This is a genomic window from Tissierella carlieri, assembly GCF_018917285.1.
Taxonomy (GTDB): domain Bacteria; phylum Bacillota; class Clostridia; order Tissierellales; family Tissierellaceae; genus Tissierella; species Tissierella carlieri.
Window position 1 is genome coordinate 42555 of record NZ_JAHLOH010000043.1, and the last position, 23557, is coordinate 66111.

At 31.4% G+C, this 23557-nt stretch carries 24 protein-coding genes; 6 read left to right on the forward strand and 18 right to left on the reverse strand.

Going from position 1 to position 23557, the window contains the following annotated elements:
- The first annotated feature begins 299 nt into the window (after nucleotides 1-299).
- Nucleotides 300-1709: a UDP-N-acetylmuramate--L-alanine ligase gene (gene murC / locus KQI38_RS14830; RefSeq protein WP_216560811.1), complete on the forward strand. Its 1410-nt coding sequence runs from the start codon at nucleotides 300-302 to the stop codon at nucleotides 1707-1709.
- Nucleotides 1710-1793: 84 nt separating this feature from the next.
- Here murC and KQI38_RS14835 read toward each other — a convergent pair whose 3' ends face one another.
- The 6 genes from KQI38_RS14835 to KQI38_RS14860 form a co-directional block, all read right to left on the reverse strand.
- A complete protein-coding gene (locus KQI38_RS14835; RefSeq protein WP_216560813.1) occupies nucleotides 1794-2792 on the reverse strand; it encodes an LCP family protein in 999 nt (332 codons plus the stop codon).
- 245 nt (nucleotides 2793-3037) lie between these two features.
- Entirely contained in the window at nucleotides 3038-3886 is an 849-nt protein-coding gene (locus KQI38_RS14840; protein ID WP_216560815.1) for a 3-hydroxybutyryl-CoA dehydrogenase, read from the reverse strand.
- Nucleotides 3887-3900: 14 nt separating this feature from the next.
- Complete coding sequence (locus KQI38_RS14845; protein WP_216560817.1) at nucleotides 3901-4680, reverse strand: short-chain-enoyl-CoA hydratase; 780 nt, start codon at nucleotides 4678-4680, stop codon at nucleotides 3901-3903.
- Nucleotides 4681-4786: 106 nt separating this feature from the next.
- Nucleotides 4787-5911, reverse strand: coding sequence for a SpoIIE family protein phosphatase (locus KQI38_RS14850; RefSeq protein WP_094902517.1), 1125 nt, complete (start codon nucleotides 5909-5911; stop codon nucleotides 4787-4789).
- Between the two features lie 113 nt (nucleotides 5912-6024).
- Nucleotides 6025-6549: a cob(I)yrinic acid a,c-diamide adenosyltransferase gene (locus KQI38_RS14855; RefSeq protein ID WP_216560819.1), complete on the reverse strand. Its 525-nt coding sequence runs from the start codon at nucleotides 6547-6549 to the stop codon at nucleotides 6025-6027.
- Between the two features lie 108 nt (nucleotides 6550-6657).
- Complete coding sequence (locus KQI38_RS14860) at nucleotides 6658-7800, reverse strand: THUMP domain-containing class I SAM-dependent RNA methyltransferase (protein ID WP_216560821.1); 1143 nt, start codon at nucleotides 7798-7800, stop codon at nucleotides 6658-6660.
- A gap of 141 nt (nucleotides 7801-7941) precedes the next feature.
- Here KQI38_RS14860 and KQI38_RS14865 point away from each other — a divergent pair, with 141 nt between their 5' ends.
- Both KQI38_RS14865 and tyrS read left to right on the forward strand, forming a co-directional pair.
- Nucleotides 7942-8319: a class II SORL domain-containing protein gene (locus KQI38_RS14865; RefSeq protein WP_216560823.1), complete on the forward strand. Its 378-nt coding sequence runs from the start codon at nucleotides 7942-7944 to the stop codon at nucleotides 8317-8319.
- 618 nt (nucleotides 8320-8937) lie between these two features.
- Complete coding sequence (gene tyrS / locus KQI38_RS14870) at nucleotides 8938-10161, forward strand: tyrosine--tRNA ligase (RefSeq protein WP_216560825.1); 1224 nt, start codon at nucleotides 8938-8940, stop codon at nucleotides 10159-10161.
- Nucleotides 10162-10227: 66 nt separating this feature from the next.
- Here tyrS and KQI38_RS14875 read toward each other — a convergent pair whose 3' ends face one another.
- The 9 genes from KQI38_RS14875 to KQI38_RS14915 form a co-directional block, all read right to left on the reverse strand.
- Nucleotides 10228-11229: a questin oxidase family protein gene (locus tag KQI38_RS14875; protein WP_216560827.1), complete on the reverse strand. Its 1002-nt coding sequence runs from the start codon at nucleotides 11227-11229 to the stop codon at nucleotides 10228-10230.
- Between the two features lie 185 nt (nucleotides 11230-11414).
- Nucleotides 11415-12152 carry a nucleoside phosphorylase gene (locus KQI38_RS14880; protein ID WP_216560828.1) on the reverse strand — a complete coding sequence of 246 codons (738 nt, stop codon included), beginning with the start codon at nucleotides 12150-12152 and terminating at the stop codon, nucleotides 11415-11417.
- Nucleotides 12149-13492 (reverse strand): dihydrolipoyl dehydrogenase family protein, encoded by a 1344-nt coding sequence (locus tag KQI38_RS14885; RefSeq protein ID WP_216560830.1) that lies wholly within the window; start codon nucleotides 13490-13492, stop codon nucleotides 12149-12151. Before KQI38_RS14885 ends, KQI38_RS14880 begins: the two co-directional genes overlap by 4 nt.
- Entirely contained in the window at nucleotides 13482-14417 is a 936-nt protein-coding gene (locus KQI38_RS14890) for an ABC transporter permease (RefSeq protein WP_246565874.1), read from the reverse strand. Before KQI38_RS14890 ends, KQI38_RS14885 begins: the two co-directional genes overlap by 11 nt.
- On the reverse strand, nucleotides 14410-15492 hold the full coding sequence (locus KQI38_RS14895; protein ID WP_216560834.1) for an ABC transporter permease: 1083 nt from the start codon (nucleotides 15490-15492) through the stop codon (nucleotides 14410-14412). The genes KQI38_RS14890 and KQI38_RS14895 overlap by 8 nt, the downstream gene beginning before the upstream one ends.
- Nucleotide 15493: 1 nt before the next feature.
- The gene (locus tag KQI38_RS14900; protein ID WP_216560836.1) at nucleotides 15494-17035 is read right to left on the reverse strand and encodes an ABC transporter ATP-binding protein; all 1542 of its coding nucleotides are present in this window, start codon (nucleotides 17033-17035) and stop codon (nucleotides 15494-15496) included.
- A gap of 73 nt (nucleotides 17036-17108) precedes the next feature.
- The gene (locus KQI38_RS14905; protein ID WP_216560840.1) at nucleotides 17109-18158 is read right to left on the reverse strand and encodes a BMP family lipoprotein; all 1050 of its coding nucleotides are present in this window, start codon (nucleotides 18156-18158) and stop codon (nucleotides 17109-17111) included.
- Nucleotides 18159-18221: 63 nt separating this feature from the next.
- A complete protein-coding gene (locus tag KQI38_RS14910; RefSeq protein ID WP_201259913.1) occupies nucleotides 18222-18908 on the reverse strand; it encodes a Crp/Fnr family transcriptional regulator in 687 nt (228 codons plus the stop codon).
- Nucleotides 18909-19097: 189 nt separating this feature from the next.
- Complete coding sequence (locus tag KQI38_RS14915) at nucleotides 19098-19667, reverse strand: xanthine phosphoribosyltransferase (RefSeq protein ID WP_216560842.1); 570 nt, start codon at nucleotides 19665-19667, stop codon at nucleotides 19098-19100.
- A 126-nt stretch (nucleotides 19668-19793) separates the two neighbouring features.
- Between KQI38_RS14915 and KQI38_RS14920 the strand changes: the two genes are divergently transcribed.
- The gene (locus tag KQI38_RS14920; RefSeq protein WP_216560844.1) at nucleotides 19794-20336 is read left to right on the forward strand and encodes a GNAT family N-acetyltransferase; all 543 of its coding nucleotides are present in this window, start codon (nucleotides 19794-19796) and stop codon (nucleotides 20334-20336) included.
- A 34-nt stretch (nucleotides 20337-20370) separates the two neighbouring features.
- Nucleotides 20371-20646: a hypothetical protein gene (locus KQI38_RS14925; RefSeq protein WP_216560846.1), complete on the forward strand. Its 276-nt coding sequence runs from the start codon at nucleotides 20371-20373 to the stop codon at nucleotides 20644-20646.
- 35 nt (nucleotides 20647-20681) lie between these two features.
- Here KQI38_RS14925 and KQI38_RS14930 read toward each other — a convergent pair whose 3' ends face one another.
- The 3 genes from KQI38_RS14930 to KQI38_RS14940 form a co-directional block, all read right to left on the reverse strand.
- Nucleotides 20682-21209 (reverse strand): hypothetical protein, encoded by a 528-nt coding sequence (locus tag KQI38_RS14930; RefSeq protein WP_216560848.1) that lies wholly within the window; start codon nucleotides 21207-21209, stop codon nucleotides 20682-20684.
- Nucleotides 21210-21231: 22 nt separating this feature from the next.
- Entirely contained in the window at nucleotides 21232-22404 is a 1173-nt protein-coding gene (locus KQI38_RS14935) for an NAD(P)-dependent malic enzyme (protein ID WP_216560850.1), read from the reverse strand.
- A gap of 124 nt (nucleotides 22405-22528) precedes the next feature.
- Nucleotides 22529-22750, reverse strand: a complete 222-nt coding sequence (locus tag KQI38_RS14940; protein WP_216560852.1) for a YdbC family protein — start codon at nucleotides 22748-22750, stop codon at nucleotides 22529-22531.
- A gap of 207 nt (nucleotides 22751-22957) precedes the next feature.
- Here KQI38_RS14940 and KQI38_RS14945 point away from each other — a divergent pair, with 207 nt between their 5' ends.
- The gene (locus KQI38_RS14945) at nucleotides 22958-23542 is read left to right on the forward strand and encodes an SOS response-associated peptidase (protein ID WP_216560854.1); all 585 of its coding nucleotides are present in this window, start codon (nucleotides 22958-22960) and stop codon (nucleotides 23540-23542) included.
- Nucleotides 23543-23557 lie beyond the last annotated feature (15 nt).

Below are 23557 nucleotides of genomic sequence, written 5' to 3' on the forward strand. Positions count from 1 at the left end.
ATTTTTTTTATTTTTTTATAATTTATGGGAAAATTCTAATTTATTTTTCACTTTACAAAAGAACTTGGAGTCAATTAATTCCAAAAAACTACCTATAATGTTTAAATAGGAACTTTTTTTACTTTTTTATACTAATATGTTATAAACTTTACATAATCTCAAGATTTATCTTTAATTTTTTTTTTATTATGATATAATCTATCAGTGACAATTTAATACTATTAGAATAAAATAATATTAATATATAAGATGGCAATAATAAATATAGAAAGTAATTTTTTTATTTAGGAGGAAAGCTTATGTTTGAATTTTGCATAACTGATAATAAATATCCTAGGGTTCACTTTATTGGAATTGGCGGCATATCTATGAGTGGTTTAGCTGAAATTTTATTGTCTGAAGGATATATTGTGACTGGTTCTGACGCAAAGGATAGTTTAATAATTGAAAGATTAAAAAATTTAGGAGCCAATATTTACATAAATCATAAGGAAAGTAATGTAAATGGTGCCGATCTAATAATATACACAGATGCTATATCAAAAGATAATGAAGAACTTGTGAAAGCACATTCTCTTGGAGTACCTGTAATAGATAGGGCCACCTTCTTAGGTGCCTTAATGAAAAACTATAAAAACTCAATTGCAGTATCTGGCACTCATGGGAAAACTACTACTACTAGTATGTTATCTACTATATTGAATCGTTCCACACTAAACCCTACCATTCTTTTGGGTGGACAATTAGATGAAATAGGAGGCAATGTAAAATTAGGATCTAAAGAATATATTCTTACTGAAGCCTGTGAATATAGAGGAAATATATTAAAGTATTTTCCTACAATGGCTATTATATTAAATGTTGATGCTGACCATTTAGACTTCTTTAAAAATATGGATCATGTTTTAAATACCTTCGTTGAATATGGTAAGAATCTCAATGAAGATAGCTATTTATTAATTAACATAGATGATGCAAGCTACAAAAAAATAATGGATAATACAAAGGCTAAAGTAATTACCTTTGGAATAGATAAAGATGCAGATTATACTGCGGAGAATATTAGTTTTTCTGAGGAAGGTTTTCCTTCTTATACCTTAAAAGTTAAGGATGAAGGATTATATCCTATTAAGTTAAGTGTCATTGGGAAACATAATATATATAACTCTTTAGCAAGCATTGCTGCTGCTCATATTTATGGTATTCCAATGGAGGATATTCAGAAAAATATTTCCATCTATACAGGAGTTCATAGAAGACAGGAATTAAAAGGATATTATAATGGTATTAAAATTATTGATGATTATGCACATCATCCTACTGAGATTAGAGTTACTTTAAATGCATTGAAAAACTCTGCTGTTGGTAATATTTACTGTGTATTTCAACCACATACCTATACTAGAACAAAAATTTTATTAAATAGCTTTGCGGAGGCCTTCATTGATGCTGATAAAGTCATAATCACAGATATTTATGCTGCAAGGGAGAAAGATGATGGATCAATCCACTCAAGGGATTTAGCAAATGCCATATCTGACAAAGGCTCAGATGCTGTTTATCTAGGAACTTTTGATGAAGTAGAAGCTTATCTATTAAGTCATGTTAAGGAAAATGATATTATTCTCACTATGGGAGCTGGAAATGTTTATCTTATAGGTGATTCAATAATAGCACAAGATAAGGATAAAGAAAAAGCAGCAGTATAGCCTAGTAGAAATTTTGGATTGTGATTGTTGATTTTTAGATTTGAAATATTAATGAAATATATAAAAAGCCCCCTCCCTATAAATTTAAGGGTTGGGGCTTTTTACATTATATATTTTTTCAAGTAATTTTGTGGTTTCCTTTTTATCATAAATAAAATAAGATAATACTTTTTTCTGTATTTTTCTAAATTCTGCTTTACCTGGCAATGTAAGTGTTTCAAAATCTTCATTGGTCATTCCGATTGTTTTCCTGCCATAAGAAAGTGTATCCATTAAGTTAAGATCTGTTTTAACATGGCTAAATCCCTTTGTAAGGACTGTTAAAATATTATCCGATGCTTTTCCTATAAAAGATTGTATAAATCCTTGCTGTGCCTTTATTCTACCTAAATCACCATCGATATATCCTCCCTTATTATTATTTCCTTTTCTATACCTTAGAAATTCTATCGATTTTTTTCCATCTAATGTCTGCTTCCCTGGTGAAATATCTATATGCAATGGAGGTTTGGCTGTAGGATCCCTATATTTCATAGGAAATGGTACATCTACTTCGATTCCTCCCAATCCATCTACAATTTTTTCTACACCCTTATAGTCTAGCATAACATAATGATGAATTGGTATATCCTCTAATATATGAGATATAGTTTTTTTAACTCCTTCTACTCCATGGTCTCCATATATACTGTTGATTTTTCTTTGTTCTGCTGTATTATATCCTTTTCTATGGATATAGGTGTCCCTTGGTACATTCACTAAACTAACCTTTTTTGTATCAGGGCAAAAGGAGGCAAATATAATTGTATCCGTCCTTACATCCTCCATACCTAATACTATAAAATTCACTCTATTACTCTTTTCTATAGCTTCGTTCAAGTTAGAATATACCTCTGGTTCCTTTGGTGCTATTTCCAGCTTTTTAGCAATTGTCTTACCTATATCCATTTTTTCTGCTATGGGATAACTTTGCTCACTTTCAAGCTTTATATCCTTTTCTTTTACATAAGAATAAGAGCCAATAAATATTGCAATCAAAAAACAAACAAACGATACAATAAAAACCTTAGAAAAAGTTCTCATAGGAAACCACCCTTCTTGAGTAAAATCTTTCTAATATATTGTAACCAAAAAAGATAATTTTAAATTGTTAATTTTAAATTTCAAATTTATATAAAAAAGGCTTCTATCAAATCATAAATAAATTAGAGAAGCCTTTTTTGAAACCCATCTAAGCGAAATTTTACCTACTGATGAAATTAAACTTTCCTATGAGTCATAAAAAGACCCTTCTGTGCAATATTGAAGGGTCTTCACTATAATTAATTTTAATATTCAAAGAATCCTTTTTTAGTCTTTCTACCTAATAGACCACCTCTAACCATCTTTCTTAGTAGAGGATGAGCTCTATATTTTGAATCACCAAATTCTTCATATAAAACATCCATAATAGCTAAGCAAACATCAAGACCTACTAAATCTCCTAATGCTAAAGGTCCCATTGGATGATTTGCACCTAATTTCATAGCTTCATCTATATCTGATGCACTAGCTACTCCATCTGCAAGAATTCCCACTGCTTCATTTATCATTGGTATAAGTATTCTATTTACTACAAATCCTGGAGCTTCTTCTACTTCTACTGGAGTTTTTCCTAACCCTTGTGATAATTCTACTATTGTATTTTTAGTTTCTTCTGAAGTAGCAATCCCCTTTATAACTTCTACTAATTTCATCATTGGTACTGGATTAAAGAAGTGCATTCCAATAACCTTATCTGGTCTATTAGTTGAATTAGCAATTTCAGTAATAGATAATGAAGAGGTATTTGTAGCAAGAATTGAATCTTCTTTGCATAATTTATCTAATTTACCAAATATTTCTCTCTTTAAATCCATGTCCTCGGCTATAGCTTCAATAACTAAATCACAGTCCTTTAAATCTTCATAGGATGTAGTTATGGATATATTATTTAATGTATTATCCATAAGTTCTTTCGTAATCTTTTCTTTCTCAACAAGTCTACTTAAACCTTTTTCTATAGATTTAATGCTTCCCCTCGGATTAGCCTCGTCAATAGATCTAACCCACATAATTACATCATAATCCTTCTGTGCAAAAATCTGTACTATGCCACAAGCCATAGTTCCTCTACCTAATATACCTATTTTTTTCATGATGCACCTCCAAATTATTTTAATTTATAGTTAGGTGTACGTTTTTCTAAAAACGCCCCCATCCCTTCTTTTTGATCTTCCGTTGCAAAACATAAACCGAATAAATCTTTTTCAATAGCCATTCCAGTATCTAAATCGGTTTCTATACCTCTATTTATAGCAGCATTCGCATATCTTATAGCTAGCTGGCTCTTTGACAATATTTTATTTGCCATTTCAATAGCAGAAGTCATTAGTTCTTGGCCTGATACAACTTTATTAACTAAACCAATTCTATATGCTTCTTCCGCACTAATTATATCACAAGTAAAAATAAGTTCCTTTGCTCTACCTATTCCCACAAGCCTAGATAGCCTTTGAGTACCTGCAAATCCTGGAGTTATACCAAGACCAACTTCTGGTTGTCCAAACTTAGCCTTTTCTGATGCTATCCTAATATCACAACTCATAGAAAGTTCACATCCACCACCTAAAGCAAAACCATTTATAGCAGCTATAACTGGCTTTTCTAAAAGCTCTATCTTTCTAAATAATGATAATCCCTTTTCAGCAAAAGCCCTAGCTTCTATAGGATTCATATTCTTCATTTCTCCTATATCTGCTCCAGCTACAAAAGCTCTTCCTTCTCCAGTTAATATAATTACATGGACATCTTCGTCATTATTAATTACATCTATAGCTTCATTTAATTCATCTAATACTATTGAATTTAGCGCATTCAGTGCATCTGGTCTGTTGATAGATAAAATTCCAATATTTCCCTCTTTCTTAAATAACAAATTGCTCCAGCTCAAAACATCAGCCCCCTTTTGTTAATATTATATCAAACTCTTTATTGGGAATCAATTCCTATTTCAGATATATTATACCATAAAAATAGACTGAAGAATTCAGTCCATTTTATTTAATAACTTCCATTAATACTAAAGCGAAATCATCATGCTGCTCACCCCAGCTATGGGTTACAATATTGTTATTTATCTCGTTTAAAATATTTTCTTCGTGATTGTTTATAATTTGCATTACACTTTCTATGCCAAACTCTTCTCCTGATTTATCCTTGGCTTCTGTAATTCCATCTGTGTAAAATAATATCTTATCACCTTTACTTAGTTTAATAACCTTTTCCTCATAGAATATTTCATCAAATAGCAAAGTCATAGGATATCCCTTTATTTCTAGCATCTCCATATTATCTTTATTATACTTAATAGGTATTGCATTGTGTCCAGCATTAGAATATTTAAATTCATAAGTTGATTTATTAAAAACACCATAAAATATTGTAAAATACTTATCTACATCCAAATTTAATGTGCTAAATCTTCGATATAATTCTGATAATGCAGCCGATGGCCCCGATATATCATCTTTTATAGATCTCATGGTCTGCCTAATAAACATAGTCATCATAGCTGCTGCCACACCATGACCTGAAACATCTGATATATATATTCCTATATTTTCATCATCAATATAAAAAACATCAAACATATCGCCGCTTAACATTTCAGAAGGTCTATAAATATAATCGATACTTATGTTTCCTAATATTTCTTTATTAGGTAGGATTCTCTCTTGAATCCTCTTAGCAAATCCAAGATCCTTACTCATTTTCTTATTTTTTTCAATTAATTCTAACTCCAATTTTCTTTCTCTCGTTACATCTCTAAAAACTTCTACAGCTGCAAAGACTTTACCATCTGAATTAGTAACAGGAGAAGATTTCACAGAAAAATATCTTCCGTTTATTTTCTCCTCTTTCTGTACAATTTCACCAGTATTTATACTCCTATCTGTAATACAGAAGCTACATGGCATTTCCTTACCATGGGATTTATAGCATTTCATACCTACTATATTATGTCCTAAAGCTTCTTTCATCGTCTTATTTGCATATATAATAGTCCCCTCTTTATCCACAACACGAACCCAATCTGCCATCCCCTCAAGTACGTGGTAGTTTAGCATACCGTATTCTTCTATTTTCTTTTCTACATAATTCAAATCTTCTTTTCTTAGCATGCTTATCACCCATATAGAATATTTAATGATGTTAAATATTTTGTAAACTAATTCTTGTATTTATTTTATACCATTTAATAAATTAATTCTACATATTTTTGCAATTTAATACTTTAGTACCTAACAGTTACTTCTTTGTCTTCAGAATACCTTGCCATTGCATATAGCGCATCTGACAGCCTATTTACATATTTCATAACTAGTGGATCTATTTCTGCAATTTTCGATAAGGTAATAATTCTTCTTTCTGCTCTTCTACATATAGTCCTAGCCACATGAAGATGTGCTGATTTCTTACCAGAGCCTGGTATGATAAATCCTGTAGGATTATTGAGTCTGCCCATATAAAGATCTATTATCTTCTCTAAATCATCTATATCTTTCTCTACTATATGATATTTAACCTTTGCGCTATCCTCTGTAGCTAAATTTGTAGCTACTGTAAATAATTTATTTTGTATGTTTTGAATTTTTTCATACATTTCCTCATCATCAACATAGTTCTTGGCTAATCCCATAAATGATCCTAATTCATCAATTGTTCCATAGCTCTCCACTCTTATATCATCCTTTGAAACTCTCTTGTTATCAAACAGACTAGTTGTTCCCTTATCCCCTGTTTTAGTATAAATTGTCATTTTTATCCCTCCCGTTTCTGTAATTAATAGTGAATAACTAATAGTGAATAGTTAAAAAGATCTAAAAGCCTTACTTAAAACTATTCACTTTTCACTTTTCACTTTTTACTATTCACTGCTTTTCTCTGGTTTTGGTCCAAAATATTGATAATAATCCACTTTAATCCTTCCATTATATAGTTTTCTTTTTCTATCTGCTGTTTTTCCATAGTCTTTTTCAAAATTTTCGTTAGATGTAATTACATAAACTGACCAAGTATCTAGTTCTTTAAATTTAATACCCAAATCTTTATGAAGTCTTTCAACCTCTCTCTTTTCACTTATACGTTCACCATAAGGTGGATTAGTAATAACCACACCATATTCATTTTTTAATTCTGCATCTCTGAAATCCTTTATGAAAAATGCAATGTCATCTTCTAATCCAAAATTAGCAGCATTATCTCTTGCACGAAGAATTGATTTCCTATCTATATCACATCCTAATATGTGTAGTTTAGTTTTATTGTCTATAGCTTGAAAAGCTTCTTTTTTGGCATCACGCCAATATTCACTATTAACCCTAGGCCATTCTTCTGCTGCAAAACTCCTATCAAGACCAGGAGCCATATTTCTACCTATCATAGCTGCTTCTATTGGAATAGTACCTGATCCACAAAATGGGTCAAATAATACTCTATCTTTATTCCAATAGCTAAGCAATATCATAGCAGCAGCCAAAGTTTCTTTTATAGGTGCATCACCTTGTCTATCCCTATATCCTCTCTTATGAAGTCCTTCTCCTGAAGTATCTATCGTCAAAGTCGCTATATCTTTTAATAGAGAAACCTCTATAGTATACTTTGGTCCAGTCTTCTCAAACCACTCTACATTATATTTAGTTTTGAGCTTTTCTACTACTGCTTTCTCCACTATTCTCTGGCAATCAGATATACTAAATAATTTCGAGTCTATACTTTTGCCTTCCACAACAAAATTTCCATCTTCTGTTATCCACTCTTCCCATGGAAGTTTTTTTGTTTGCTGGAATAGCTCTTCAAAAGTTAGAGCTTTAAATTCACCCATTTTTAAAAGAACTCTATCTGCTGTCCTAAGCCATAAATTAGTCTTTGGTATATCCTTTTCTGTCCCTGTAAATGTGACCTTACCGTTCTCCACTTTTAAATCATTATATCCTAAGTTCATTAGTTCTCTCTTAACTACAGCCTCCAAACCAAAAGTTGCAGTGGCTATCAATTCAATGTTTCCCATATCATCTCTCCTTAAAGAATATCTAACTCTATTATACTCTATATCACAATTATTTAGTTAATAATATTGATTATTTTTTTCAATATTTGGGTATAACAACTATTGAATGTAAAACAATAATTAATATGGAGGGATTTATATATGAAAAATTTAAGTAGCTTATATCAAAGTGGGGATTGGAAAGGTGAAAAACACGTACCTGTAATTCATGTATCTGAAACAGTTAAAAAAGGTGACTTAGTAGATGTTAAAGTTCTTGTTGGAGAAGAAATAGCACATCCAAATACATTCGAGCATTACATATCTTGGATAAAGGTATATTTCCAACCAGAAGGACATAAATTCCCAATTGAAATTGGTTCTTGTAATTTTACTTCTCACGGAGAAAGTGGATTACTTACTGAGCCAAATGTGTCCCTTAGATTTAAAGCTGAAAAATCAGGTACATTATATGCGTCATCCTATTGTAATATTCATGGATTATGGGAAAATAGCGTAGAACTTAAAGTGGAAGAATAAAATCATCTAAATGATTAGCTAACATTTAAGTCCAGAATCTTTCTGGACTCTTTTCACCTCTTGACATTATTCTTATATTATATTAATATATAGTAAAATTATATAATAAACTATGAAAGATTCTAGTAGCTAATTAAAGGTAAATCCACAGAGAATAGACTATTGGTGAGAAGTCTATATCCTTAAGTTAGTGAATTACAGTTCTGGAGTTTCAATATTTTATTGCGTTTCCCACACGTTACGTGGTTGAGGCTTTATGCGAATTAAGGTGGTACCACGGGTTTCCTCTCGTCCTTTAGATGAGATGAAGCCCTTTTTTTATGACCTAACACAACGAACGATAGTGAGTTGATGTAGGTCAAACGCAACGAACGCCAAATTCATGCGAATGATAATGAGCAAATGAATTTGTGCAGTGAGACTGCGGAAGATGACCTAACTTAGCAAACGATAGTGAGCTTTAGTAGGTCAAACGCAATGGGCACCAAATCTATACAAGCGTAGGTCCTATCGGACACTACTGAATTATACCCTACGGGGTAGATAGAGATAGCGAGTAAATAGATTTGAGTTGCGAAACTGCGGGAAATGATAATTATTAATTTAGGAGGGATATTTATGCAAAATGTATTTGATGTCCTAAAAGAAAGAGGATATATAGATCAAGCTACTTATGAAGAAGATTTAAGAGAACTACTAGGCAAAGAATCTGTTCCATTCTATATTGGATTCGATGCTACTGCCGATAGCTTAACTTTAGGACATTTCCTACAAATCATGGTTATGATGCATATGCAGAAACATGGCCATAAACCTATAGCCCTACTTGGTGGAGGAACAACGATGATAGGTGATCCTTCAGGTAAAGCTGATATGAGAAAGGTAATGACTAAGGAAATCATCGACTACAACGCAAGCAGATTTAGAGAACAATTAGGTCATTTCCTTGATTTTAGTGAAGGAAAGGCTATAATAGTAAACAATGCAGATTGGTTATTAGATCTAAACTTTGTTAATTTTATGAGAGAAATAGGTGTTCACTTCTCAGTTAATAGAATGCTTACATTTGATTGTTATAAAAATAGAATGGAGCAGGGCCTAACTTTCTTTGAATTTGGATATATGCTTATGCAATCCTATGACTTTTTACATCTATACAGAAACCACAAATGTAAGCTGCAATTAGGCGGAAGTGACCAATGGTCTAATATGCTTGGAGGATATGAATTAGTTAGGAAATTAGAGCAAGATAAAGTATATTCCATGACATTTAAGCTGTTAACTACAGCAGCTGGAATAAAAATGGGTAAAACTGAGGCTGGTACTATCTGGCTTGATCCAGAGAAAACACCACCATATGAGTTATATCAATACATGAGAAATGTAGATGATAGAGATGTGGAAAAATTCTTGGCACTTCTTACTTTCTTACCAATGGATGAAGTAAGAAGGCTGGGAGCTTTAGAAGGATCAGAGATCAATAAAGCTAAGGAAGTATTGGCATTTGAAGTAACTAAAATGATTCATGGAGAAGAAGAAGCTAGTAAAGCTCAACAAGCAGCTCGAGCATTATTTGCAGGAGGAATGGAAGAAGGATCCATTCCATTTACAGAAATGGATAAGGCTATATTTGAAAAAGGCATTGGAATACTTGACCTATTGAAGGAACTAGAACTTACTAAATCTAACGGTGAAGGAAGAAGGCTTGTAGAGCAAGGTGGTATCACCATTGATGATGTAAAAGTAGACTCCATAGACAAGCAAGTTACCTTAGATGATTTCAAAGATGGAAAAATAATGATTAGAAAAGGTAAGAAAGTATACCATCAAGTAAGAATATAAATATCGACATTTTATAAAGAATAAGTAACAAAAACGGTGCCTGGCACCGTTTTTGTTACTTATTTATTAAGTCATTAGAATTCTTTTTTTCGCTGCTTTTTTCAATTCAATCATATCATATAGCTTAGAAAGCTGACTACAACTATAGGTTAGTTTTAGAGTATGAACATCTGTTGATTCTCTTCCCATACTAATTATATTATTCCATGAAAAATCTATAATCCTATCTTTTTTGCTAATGAACGACAAATCGTCTTGTGTTAGCAAATGAGTAATGATACAAGTAGTTAGAATATCTAAGACATTCTCAAAATTATCATAGTATTCTTTAAGTACTATTAGAGCATGTAAACCTGTTATACAATGTAATATAACTATGCTTCCAGATTTAATGAAGGATGGTAATAGTATATGAAGCAAAGCTTTTACTTTTTCCTCTTCCTTCCCATCAATAACGAAGCCTAATTTAAGATACTCTTCATCATCGTAGAGTGCCCTTATCTTTCGCCCCATTGTGTTTTTAGATTCTAGTAACTCTCTTATATGTGAATTATTCATTATGCCATCCATTTCTTCTATAATTTTTAAACCACTGATTTTCCTTTTAAATAAATCTGCCTCTCTATAAGTAGTAATATAATAAGCTAGAGATCTGGCAACCTCATCAACTAAATCTTCTTCAATCTTTAACCCTTCTACTGCATAAGCTACTCTAATTAATGCGTGAAAAAGGCCAGATGACATACCTAAAGAATAGGTATTAAGTACATATCTTATAACCTCATTTATGTTCTTTTTCTGTATTTCTTTCTTTACAAGTTCTAAGCAGGATTCATATAGTTCTCTTTTCCCAAGACATTCTTCAAAGGAATTACACTGTGGATATTCTTTTTTGATTAGATCAATATTAACTATTTTCACATATGATTCAGTATAGGATTTTACCTTCTCAAAGTCTTTAGTCATTTGATATAGAGCTAGCTGTGCCATAGGTAAATGATTTACCAACCCTCTCATATATGGAGAAAATTCTTTTCCATATTCATTGATTAGCTTCCCAATACTCATACAAAGTCCCCCTTTTATATATTACAGTAATATAGTGATACCCTGTTTTTAGCATTATAAGCTAATTACTTTTTTGACAATCCCATTTTACTCTACTAGTAAGATTTATATTTCTCAAATATATGAATTAAAAAATCTTCTTATGTTTCATAAGAAGATTTTTTAATATCAATTTTTCATAATTCTTATTTTTGATTGTGGATTTTTACAAGGGATTCTAATGCTAAAATAATCTCTCTTTTTTCTCCTTCTACTGGTCCTACACCTTCCATAACATAATCTACAATGCCTTCTTTTATATCTGATTTATATTCCACTACATTATTTAATATACTAGCAGTTTTTACACCTCTAAGTTGCCCTACTACAAATAAAGATGCTGTTTCCATATCTGATGCCAATATATTTCTGCTACTCCACTTTTCCATTATTTCATCTTCTTCATCAATATAGAAGGAATCATGGGATCTAACTAATCCATAATGATAATTATATTTTAATTCTTCACATGTATTTATAATTAAATTTGTAAGTTTAATATCTGACACTGCTGGATAGTTTGGTGAAATATACATATTCGTAGTTCCATCTTCTCTTACTGCCGCAGAGCAAATAACCAAATCTCCTAGTTTGATATTTGATTGAACTGCTCCTGCTGAACCAATTCTAATAAGATATTTTGCCCCGCAAGATATTAACTCCTCTATAGCGATTGCAGCAGATGGCCCACCTATTCCAGTAGAAGTAACGGTTATAGGTACACCTTTATAATATCCCCTTATAGTTCTAAATTCTCTATTATAGGCTATTTCCTCATATGAGTCTAAAAATTCCCCAACCTTCATCACCCTCGCTGGATCTCCTGGCAGTATTACATATTCTGATATATCCTTATCTTCACATAATATATGAGGTTGCTTCATTTTATCACCTTCTTATCTTTTGATTCGATCAAAGCTTCTAATATGGATTCTGTCAAACTAGGATGAATGACTAAATTAGATAATATTTCCTCTGCTGTTTTTTCTTCTTTTATCAAATATCCCATTAATCCAATGTATTCAGATACATTTTCGCCTACCATCCATATGCCTAAAATTTTATTATTTTCATCTAGTATGATTTTCACAAAGCCTTCTTCTATGCTTCTTGCCCAACCTCTCCAGCTATCTTTAAATGAGTAAGTTCCTAATTTATATGGAATATTATCTCTTTTTAACTCCCACTCCTGCCTGCCTACTCCAGCCATTTCTGGTAATGTGAATACTGCCCTAGGCAAAATTTCATATGATATATTTACTGAGATGTTTTTTAAAATATAATCTGCTACTTTCAAACCCTGTTGAACAGCCACATGAGCCATTCCTAAAATCCCATTAATATCACCTATAGCAAAAATATTTTTTTCATCAGTTAATAAATTCTCATTCACTATAATTTTATTTTCACTGATCTTAATATTGGTATTCTCAATCCCTCTCGGAAAATTTGGTTTTCTCATAAATGTGACCAATGCCTTTTCACTTGAAATCATTCTTCCATCATCAAGTAATACTTTTACACCTGTCCGACCTACTTCTGCATTTTTAGCACCTATCCCTTTTAGTATCCTTACACCTCTTGACTTAAGATGTTCTTCTATGGGATACACCAAATCTACATCGTTCTCAAATAGAATATTGTTTTCTTTTTCTATGATGGTAACCTCTACTCCCATTTCAGCATATAAAGCTGCAAATTCTATGCCTTCCACATTTCCACCTAAAATAGTTATACTCTTAGGCATATTTTTTAAATCTATAGCCTCTCTGTGAGTTATTATATTTGTCCCGTCAATTACAATATCTTTTATACTAGCAGGTTCACTTCCTGTAGCAATGATAAAATATTCAGTCTCTATTACATCCTCTCTCAATTTAAAGGTTTCTGAGTCTAGAAATTCACCATCTCCAAAGTATATGTCGATCTTATCTTCCAATAGATTATCTTTTATTTTACTCTCTAATCTCCTTAAATCTTCGTCCCATTTTTTTATAAGATATTCCCTAGTTTTCTTTATTTCAGTATGATCATGTTTTTTTATACCTTTAAATGAATCCAATACCTTTTTTACAGGTAATGCTCCCCATCTAAGAGCAGTACCTCCAAATGAATTTTTTTCTATTATAGCTACAGCCTTTCCTTCTCTCTTTAAAGCTCTAGCACTATAATATCCTCCTATTCCTCCACCTATAACGACTACATCATATCTTTTAACTTTCAATGCTCTTTACCCCTTCACTATTTTTCTTCATTTTCGCTACTTGTCTCCTAGTTACAATAACTAATGCAAATATAGTTGCTAAATAAGGAATCATTTGAGTAAATTGAGAAGGAATTCCTATTACTTGTAATCTAGTACCTAAAGCATCAAAAAAACCAAATAATAAAGCTGCAAAAAAAGTGCCTATTGGATTAGCCTTACCAAATATTATTGCCGCTAAGGCGATAAACCCTCTATTCGCACTCATATTTTCTGTAAATAGGGTTAAATATCCTAAAGAAAGGTGAGCACCAGCTAAGCCACATAATATTCCACAAGCCATTGAGCTAATATATTTCATTTTTCTTGGACTAATTCCAGCTGTCTCCAGTGCTTTTGGATATTCTCCAGACGCACGTAACCAGATACCTTGTGGAGTCTTATATAGATATATATAAGTCAGTATTACAAAAATCCAGCTAATATAAATAAATATAGTATGATTGTTAAATATAGTATTTAATAAGGGAATATTTGCTATAAATGGAAAGCTCAATCTTGGTAAAGGTATTATATCTGGTGAAGAAAAAGCTCCTTTAACTCCAAATATGCTTCTTAATAAAAATACTGTTAGTCCTCCTGCGAAAATATTGATAGCTATACCTATTACAAATTCATCTGATTTTAGATCTATAACAAATAATGCAAATATCAATCCTATCAATAGACCTATAAAGGCTGCTAAAGCTACTCCAGCAAAGGCACTACCAAAGAAGTAACTTCCTACTACACCAAAAAATGCTCCTAGGAGAATCATGCCCTCCATACCTATATTAAGTATTCCTGCTTGTTGAGTAAGTAATCCTCCTAATGCAGCTAGAATAAGTGGTGTAGCAGTTCTTATGGTATGTTGCACTAATGCTAGATTGAAAAGTTCCTTAAACATTTTCTTCACCTACCTTCCTTTGAGCAACTTTCTTCAATCTCCAATTTTTATAGATATTTTTGAATCCTGATTCCCCAGCAATAAATAGAATTATTATAGATTGAATCACTAGAACTAATTCTGATGGTATTCCTGTAGCATTCTCCATAGAAATGGAACCTGTTTTTAAACCGCCAAAGAATATGGACATTAATATTACTCCTATAGGATTGTTTCTTACTATTAGAGCTATTAACATACCATCAAATGCATATCCTGGAGATATATGCTGTAAAAATCTATAGTGAACTCCAACAACCTCAAATACTCCAGCAATACCACATAGCCCTCCTGATATTACCATGGCTATTACCATTTGTTTCTTATCCTTTATTCCTCCATATCTTCCAAATAAGCTGTTTTGTCCAACCATTTTGGAATCATATCCAAAGGAAGTTTTCTCCATTAAATAATAGATAACTATGGCGATGATACCCATATAAAATATACTAGTATTTAATTTAGATAGCTTCACTAATCGAGATAGTTGAAACTGCTCTGCTATGATTTCTGTCCCTCCCATTTTACCTTGGGATGCAGCAAATGGATAATTAACCAAATATGCAGTAAATAATGTGGCCACTGTATTTAACATTATTGTGGTAATAACCTCGTCCACCTTATACTTTACCTTTAATAGAGCAGGAAAAAATGCATAAATTCCTCCTACAACAGCTCCTGCAAGAACTGCTAAGATTATGCCAATAGGCCCTGGTAAATTGGTAAAGGTTATACCTACATAAGCAGCAGCAAATGCACCTAAATAAAGTTGCCCCTCCCCACCAATGTTTGATATGCCCGACCTAAAAGATATGGCAGTTGCCAATCCAGTCAATATTAATGGAACGGTTTTAGCAAAGGTTGTGGCTATATTATACTTTGAACCAAATGCTCCTTGTAATAAAGCACTATAACCTACTAAGGGACTTCTTCCATTTGCTATCATAATTAAAGCACCTATTAATAATGAAGCAAATATAGATATAAAAAGTGAAGTTATATATTCTAAATTTTCTTTTCCAAATATCTTTTTCATCCTATACACCTTCTCTCCAGCTACTCATATTTTTTCCCGTCATATAAAGGCCTATTTCTTGCTTTGATACCTCTCCCTCATTGAATTCACCAGTAATACTTCCCTCATAAATGGTCATAATCCTATCTGACAATCTAAATATTTCATCTAACTCTGCTGAAATCAATAAAATAGCACAACCTTCATTCCTCTTTTCAATTATCTGGCTATGAATAAATTCAATTGCTCCAATATCTACTCCTCTTGTAGGTTGGGATATAATTAATACAGGAGTATTAAAAGAGAATTCTCTAGCAATAATCATTTTTTGCATATTTCCCCCAGATAAATTCCCTGCATAAACTTCCTCTGAAGGAGTTCTTATATCAAATTTCTTTATTAATTCTTTACTTTTTCCTCTAATCTTTGATTTATTTAAATGCAATCCTTTGACTGCATAAGGTTCTTTATACTGATTCCCCATAAGTATGTTTTCTGAAATAGTTGCGTCCTTAGACATTCCCATAGCCAATCTATCTTCAGGTACATGAGCAATTCCTAGATTTCTTATATCTCTAGGAGATTTATCTGAATACTCTATTCCGTTGATAAAAATTTGTCCACAATCTTTCTCTCTAAGTCCAGTCAGTACTTCCACTAGTTCAGATTGACCATTTCCTTCTATTCCTGCTATTCCAAGTATTTCACCAGATTTCAAGCTAAGATTAATATCTTTTACAGCTAAAAGACCTCTGTTGTCTCTAGCTCTTAATCCCTCTGCTAGCAATACTTCTTTCTTTTCAGTATGTTTTTTATCTAATTTATCAAATAATATCTCTCTACCTACCATCATCTCTGCTAATATTTGTTCATTGGCATCTTTAGTATCTACAGTGCCTATCATCTTTCCTTGTCGCATAACACTTACTCTATTAGATATGGATAACACCTCTTGAAGCTTATGAGTAATTATTATTATTGTCTTACCTAATTCATCCACTAATTTTCTTATAACCTTAAATAATTCCTCTGTTTCTTGTGGGGTTAAAACTGCTGTAGGTTCATCTAAAATTAATATATCTGCTCCCTTATAAAGTGCTTTCAATATCTCAACCCTCTGCTGAATTCCAACAGATAAGGACTCTACCTTAAGCATGGGGTCAACCATTAGACCATAAGTCTTAGATAATTCTCTTGTAACTTCGATTGCTTTTTCCTTATTTACAAACACTTTACTCTTTCTAGGTTCTATACCTAATACTATATTTTCTGCCACAGTGAATGAGGGTACCAGCATAAAATGCTGATGTACCATACCAATTCCTAGTCCTATTGCATCTAAAGGACTAGTTAACTTTACAGCATTACCATTGAAATAAATTTCTCCTGTAGTTGGTTGATGAAGTCCATATAATATGTTCATCAATGTGGATTTTCCAGCACCATTTTCTCCAATAATAGCATGAATTTCTCCTTTTCTTATGTTAAGATTTATATTATCATTGGCTAATACTCCTGGAAATTGCTTCGATACATTTCTTAACTCTAAAAGTTTTTCATCCACTTAAATTGTCACCTCTCTATCTTATATAACTATTGTAAAATGGAGAAGTAGATAGCCACTTCTCCATTTTACATTATTTACCTGTCGGTACTTTAATTTCTCCACTGATGATTTTAGCTTTAATATCTTCAAGCTTTGCCTTCATATCCTCTGTTGCAAATTGAGCCATATCGTCTGTACCATATCCCATTTCTACACCATCTTGGGATAAACCATAATAAACTACTTTACCTTTTTCTATTTTATCATTTTGTATATTTTCTATGGTTTCATAAATTGATTTTCCTACTTTTTTAACCATAGAAGCAACTATAACATCAGGATTTATATGGCGTTGATCAGTATCTACTCCTATGGCATATTTTCCCATTTCTTTAGCAGCTTCAAACACACCTTCACCAGTTTTTCCTGCTACTTGAAATACGATATCTGCTCCCATTGAATAAAGAGTTGTTGCATTTTCTTTACCTTTTGCTGGGTCTTCAAAGTCTTCAGCAAATAAAGTCTTAACTTCTACCTCTGGATCAATATACTTTGCACCAGCTTCATAGCCAGCTTGGAAATTTCTGATTACAGGAATATCCCTTCCTCCAACCATACCTACTAGTTTATTCTCATCTATACCTTCTATAGAAGTTTCTGTTGTAAGCATAGCTGCTAAAAATGATCCTTCATTTTCTGCATAAGATACAGTGATTAGATTGTCAATTCCTTCAATTTCATTATCTACATATATATAAGAAACCTCTGGAAACTCCTCTGCAATTTCTTGTACAGCATCATAGAATTCATGTCCCACTACTGCTACGATTGAAGCATATTGTGAAGCTTGTACTAATTGATCATTTAATAATGATGCATCATTTCTACATTCATATACTTTGTATTCAATGCCTAAATCTTTTTTAGCTTGTTCTACACCTTCATGGGATGAATCATAGAATGAACGGTCACCTAAACCACCTGCTAATACTAATCCCACTTTTGTTACATCATCAACAGCTGGCGTATCATTAGCAGCTGGTACATCCTTTGCACCTGAATCATCAGTTTTTTTGCATCCAACTAATGCTCCAGATACCATTAGCATTACTGCTAGTAGAATTATAAATTTCTTTTTCAAGGAAAACTCCCCCTCATTAATTTTATTATATAAAATCGACTTCCTTCGATTTTACTAACATAGTTATTCTTTTCTACTTAAAATTTCTTCTTTCTTTAACCCTTCTATATCAATAATATTAATAGAATTACTTGATACATCTATAATCTTACTTTCTTTTAGCTGTTGAAGTACCCTATTTATACTCCTAGATGTAACCGCAAACCGTTCACTTAGCTGCTCTTTATCTACTTCAATTTCTATCCCAACACTAGATTTAACTCCTGAATCTAATCTATATAGCAGGTAATTACATATTCTATATTTTAAGGAGTACAACGTATTTTCTCCTGCTAATCTTGATAGCTTATAAAAGCTGTCACATAATGTTCTAGTTATATGCAGAGAAAAATGTCTATCTTTATCAATCCATTTTAAAAAATGTTCTCTGCTTATACAAATTACTTGGATATCAGTTAAAGCCTCAATAGAACAAATATAAGGTTTATTATCAAAAATTTCTAACTCTCCAAAATAATCTCCTTTTTTATAAATAGCTTGAGAATACTTCTTACCATTTTCTGCAGTTAGAGATATATTAGCATAACCTTTAACTATAATATAAAAGTATTCATATTGCATATCCTGATAACAGATTATCTGTCCCTTAGAATATTCCTTGAATTCCCATCTACTTAAGATTTCATATGGACAATCTCTTAACATCTTTTTTATAGCCCTATTAGACTCAATAATTTCAATTATATGCAAAAGTCCCACTCCTTAAAGTATATAATAAAGTTCATATTATAATGAAGGACATCTGTCCTAAAAAGATATAAATTTCTTATAAATTATATCATATTTAAAAAAAAGTAGGAATTGTGTCCTACTAATTATTGAAATAAAAAAGATCTGCCTAACTTTTCCTTTAGACTGATCTTTTTTGAAGTATTATTATTATCTGAAAACTATCTCTCCATTATTTATTGATTCAACAATAGCTAAGGATTCTAGCTTTATTCCCTGTTTTCTTATCTTATCTCCACCTTTTTGAAATCCCTTTTCTATTACAATACCTACACCTACAGTATTACATTTTGCTTTATCTATTATATCTATTAGACCTTCAGCAGCCTTTCCATTCGCGAGAAAATCATCTATTATCAATATATTTTCTCCTTCATTTAAATATCTTTTAGATACTCTTATAGTGTAAGTTTTATCTTTTGTATATGAATATACAGAGCTTTCATATGTATTCTCATCTAAGTTTTTTGAATCTGTTTTCTTTGCAAAGACTACAGGTACTCTAAAATGTTGAGCTGCAATAACGGCTATTGCTATACCTGATGCTTCTATAGTAAGGATTTTATCTATTTTTTCCGATGCAAATCTGGCTTTAAATTCCTTGCCTATTTCATTTAATAAATCTATATCTATTTGATGATTGAGAAAGCTATCTACCTTTATAACATTACCCTCTCTAAGTGTGCCATCTTTAACTATTCTTTGTTTTAGTAATTCCATTTCTTCACCTCAAGGATTATTTTATATTATCCTATAATAATTACTGAATTTATGCAAGAAATTTTATATTGTCATCATGCTCTTTTGTGATATAATATACGATAAAAAATATAAGGAGTGGGTATATTGGCTAGATTAATCGGTGAGAGAATTATGTTAAGAGAGTATAGAAAAGAAGATTTAACTTGTATAAGAAAATGGGTGAACGATATTGAAATCACAAAATATTTAAGTAATATATTTCTATATCCACACACTTTAAATGAAACTGAAAATTTCTTAAGTTCTATGTTACAAGGTAATTCTAATATCAAAGGTTTTATTATAGCAGAAAAAGAAACTGAAGAATATATTGGACAAATTGACTTAATAAAAATCGACTGGATTAATAGAATCGGTACCTTAGGTATTGTAATAGGTACTAAGGATAATTTAAGTAAAGGTTATGGAACTGAAGCTATTAAATTGATACAAGAATTTGCATTTAATAGGCTAAACCTTCATAAATTAGATTTAGAAGTAAGATCTTATAATGAAAGAGCTATTCGTTGCTATGAGAAATGTGGGTTTAAGGAAGAAGGCAGAATAAGGGAAAATTTCTTTACAGATGGAAAGTATACAGATACTCTGTTTATGGGAATATTAAAAAGAGAATATGAAAATATTTAATATATTAATTACTAGGAAATGGAGATAATATTAGATGAAAAAACTTATTATGATTCTACTAGTATCCATGACAATAGGTGTTCTCTATAGCTATGTTGCTACAAAATTTACTATGAATAAATTAATATTATATTTACCATCATATATTGGAATAATACTGATTGTATATATGTTTACTCTTTACAGTCCTGAAAACACTGGATTTGCAGACTTGGCTAGAATTATTTCAGTAATGCTGCTATTATCAATGATTATAGGTAATACCTTCTCTGGACTTATTATAGATAGAAAAAGAAAAAGACAAAATTAAATGAGTCATTTTTCATGACTCATTCTTTATTTTTTCTATTTTTGATCTTTATATCCTTCCCTAATTAATCGATACTCCCCAGTATCTTCATTCAAATCATAAATATTAAAGTTTGTTCTTATATCAAATCCTTCAAGATGAGTTGCTAAGTTTATGGAGGCTGATCCATCTTCTCCACTTATTATCCTATGAAATACATTTGTTGTCCAAGTAATTAATCCACCGCCTTCCACTATAAGTTCACCATTATGTTCTATATAATCTGGAGTAATTATAAACTTTTCTATCCTTCCATGCTCTTTAGTATATAACTCTACATACCTTTTTCCATGAAGTACAAATAAGTTATCTTCTTGATGTGGATGCATATACCAAGGTCTTGCTACTTCTCCAACTGTTCCAGGTGAAATAGCTCCTCTCCTATGTAATACCCTATCTATGGCATCAACCTTTGGAACCATAGATTTTCCCATTATATCAAAAGCAACCCCCTCTGTCTTTCTAAATTCCTTTAGTTTAATAACTTTAAAAAAATTCTCTACCTCTCTTACAATATAGCTCATAAAATCCCCCTTATAATAAAATCTATATTCTAGCCATACCTGTTTCTTTAGCCGCCTTAGAAACAGCTTTGGCAATTTTATCTACGACTGTTTTATCGAAAATATTTGGAAGAATATTTTCTTCATTTAACTCTTCTTCTTTAATAGCACTAGAAATAGCATAAGCTGCCGCTAACTTCATTTCTTCATTAATATCTCTTGCACGTACATTTAATGCACCTTTAAATATCCCAGGGAAAGCTAGAACATTGTTTACTTGATTTGGATAATCAGATCTCCCTGTACCTATGATTCTTGCACCAGCTATTTTTGCATCTTCTGGCATTATTTCAGGATTAGGATTTGCCATAGCAAGTATTATTGGGTCCTTATTCATATTTTCAATATCCTCTTTCACTAATATATTCGAGGTTGACACTCCAATGAAAATATCAGCATTCCTTAAAGCTTCTTTCAAGCCTCCTTTCACTTTTTTAGGATTAGTTATTTTAGCTATTTCTTTTTTATATCTGTCTAAAGAAGAATCATCATATTCCAATATACCTTTTCTATTACATATAATTATGTTTTTGAATCCATCCTCCATTAGCAGCTTAGCTATGCTAATCCCAGCAGCGCCAGCTCCATTTATTACGATGGATATATTATCCTTCTTTTTATCTACTATTTTTAGAGAATTTATTATAGCGGCTAAAACTACAACTGCCGTGCCATGTTGGTCATCATGAAATACTGGTATATCTAGTTCTTTTCTAAGCCTTTCTTCTATTTCGAAACATCTAGGAGCAGAGATATCTTCTAAATTTATTCCACCAAAGGTAGGAGATATATTTTTTACCGTAGAGATAATATCTTCAATCTCTTGGCTTTTCAAACATATAGGAATTGCATCTATATCTGCAAAGGTCTTAAACAAAATAGCCTTTCCTTCCATTACAGGTAATCCTGCTTGGGCCCCTATATTCCCTAACCCTAATACAGCAGAACCATCAGTCACTACTGCCACCATATTCCCTTTATTAGTATATTCATATACTAAATCTAAATTCCCCTTTATCTCAGTACATGGAGCTGCCACTCCTGGTGAATATGCTATACTTAAATCTTTATAATCTTTTATTTGAACTTTACTTTTGATTTCTAATTTACCTCTATTGCCTTTATGTAATGCTAAAGATTCTTTCTTTAAATCCATTCAATCTCTCCTCCCCACAAGATTATTCTATGATATTCCTATACCCAAAATTCTCATATATTAGTATTTTAGTAAATAAAAAGGATGGAATTAAATCCATCCTTTTTATACAATTATATTTTAGTTATAAATCTAATTTATTTAATATGTCTCTAAGCTTCTTTAGCTCTTCTGCGGAAAAAGTGACTCCCTTTCCCATCTTTAGATGATCAGGGTCCCATTCCCTTATATCATATTTTGCAGGATAATCGTTCCATGATACTAAATTGAGTTCCTTTGTCCAGCCTTTTGCTGATTCTGATAATATTCCTAAGTTTTCTTTTATTTCATATTTTACTTCAGCCACTATATTCCTCCTTATTATTTTCTCAATATATTTTCATTGTATTTTTATCTAGTTTATCTCTATTATAGTAGCTACGTCAATATCAATTTTCTTTAATAAGCTACAATATATTATTTTTCATTATATCATTCTTTTATCCTATATCTTCATTAATTTTATGGGTATAATATAAGATAACATTATAAAATAGAAAAGTTAGGTGATGTTATGTGCGGTAGATTTTCTTTAGATGTTAGTATAGATGTATTAATAGAAAGATATAAAGCTATAAAAAACATGGAGGAATTTAAATTACCAGATGAAATATTCCCCACAAATACAGTTCCTATTGTAATAAATAAAGATAATATTCAATTATCAATGATGAAATGGGGATTTATGCCTGAGTTTACTAAAAAACCTATAATAAATGCAAGAGCTGAAACAGTAGATATCAAACCATTGTTTAGAAATTCCTTTTATAACAAGAGATGCTTAGTCCCTGCAACTAGTTTCTTTGAATGGGAAAATTTAGATGGAAAGAAGATTAAAAGAAGAATCTCCGTTAAAGAAGAAAATATCTTTTCCTTAGCTGGCTTATATAATATTTTTAGAGATAAAAATGGTCAAGAACAAGAATCTTTTACAATAATAACTACAGATGCTAATGAGGATATGAAAAAAATCCACCATAGAATGCCTGTAATTTTACCTAAGGAAATGGAAGAATATTGGCTAGATATAAACTTTAGAAATTTAGATACTCTAAAATCTATGATGAAACCTTATGATGGAGAGATAACAATAGTCTAATAGTTTTGTAGAATA

Bases quoted from the DNA above. Each gene is read 5' to 3' on its own strand.
- murC (WP_216560811.1), top strand. From the start codon at position 300: ATGTTTGAATTTTGCATAACTGATAATAAATATCCTAGGGTTCACTTT.
- KQI38_RS14835 (WP_216560813.1), bottom strand. From the start codon at position 2,792: ATGAGAACTTTTTCTAAGGTTTTTATTGTATCGTTTGTTTGTTTTTTG.
- KQI38_RS14840 (WP_216560815.1), bottom strand. From the start codon at position 3,886: ATGAAAAAAATAGGTATATTAGGTAGAGGAACTATGGCTTGTGGCATA.
- KQI38_RS14850 (WP_094902517.1), bottom strand. From the start codon at position 5,911: ATGCTAAGAAAAGAAGATTTGAATTATGTAGAAAAGAAAATAGAAGAA.
- KQI38_RS14855 (WP_216560819.1), bottom strand. From the start codon at position 6,549: ATGACAATTTATACTAAAACAGGGGATAAGGGAACAACTAGTCTGTTT.
- KQI38_RS14860 (WP_216560821.1), bottom strand. From the start codon at position 7,800: ATGGGAAACATTGAATTGATAGCCACTGCAACTTTTGGTTTGGAGGCT.
- KQI38_RS14865 (WP_216560823.1), top strand. From the start codon at position 7,942: ATGAAAAATTTAAGTAGCTTATATCAAAGTGGGGATTGGAAAGGTGAA.
- tyrS (WP_216560825.1), top strand. From the start codon at position 8,938: ATGCAAAATGTATTTGATGTCCTAAAAGAAAGAGGATATATAGATCAA.
- KQI38_RS14875 (WP_216560827.1), bottom strand. From the start codon at position 11,229: ATGAGTATTGGGAAGCTAATCAATGAATATGGAAAAGAATTTTCTCCA.
- KQI38_RS14880 (WP_216560828.1), bottom strand. From the start codon at position 12,152: ATGAAGCAACCTCATATATTATGTGAAGATAAGGATATATCAGAATAT.
- KQI38_RS14890 (WP_246565874.1), bottom strand. From the start codon at position 14,417: ATGTTTAAGGAACTTTTCAATCTAGCATTAGTGCAACATACCATAAGA.
- KQI38_RS14895 (WP_216560834.1), bottom strand. From the start codon at position 15,492: ATGAAAAAGATATTTGGAAAAGAAAATTTAGAATATATAACTTCACTT.
- KQI38_RS14915 (WP_216560842.1), bottom strand. From the start codon at position 19,667: ATGGAATTACTAAAACAAAGAATAGTTAAAGATGGCACACTTAGAGAG.
- KQI38_RS14925 (WP_216560846.1), top strand. From the start codon at position 20,371: ATGAAAAAACTTATTATGATTCTACTAGTATCCATGACAATAGGTGTT.
- KQI38_RS14930 (WP_216560848.1), bottom strand. From the start codon at position 21,209: ATGAGCTATATTGTAAGAGAGGTAGAGAATTTTTTTAAAGTTATTAAA.
- KQI38_RS14935 (WP_216560850.1), bottom strand. From the start codon at position 22,404: ATGGATTTAAAGAAAGAATCTTTAGCATTACATAAAGGCAATAGAGGT.
- KQI38_RS14945 (WP_216560854.1), top strand. From the start codon at position 22,958: ATGTGCGGTAGATTTTCTTTAGATGTTAGTATAGATGTATTAATAGAA.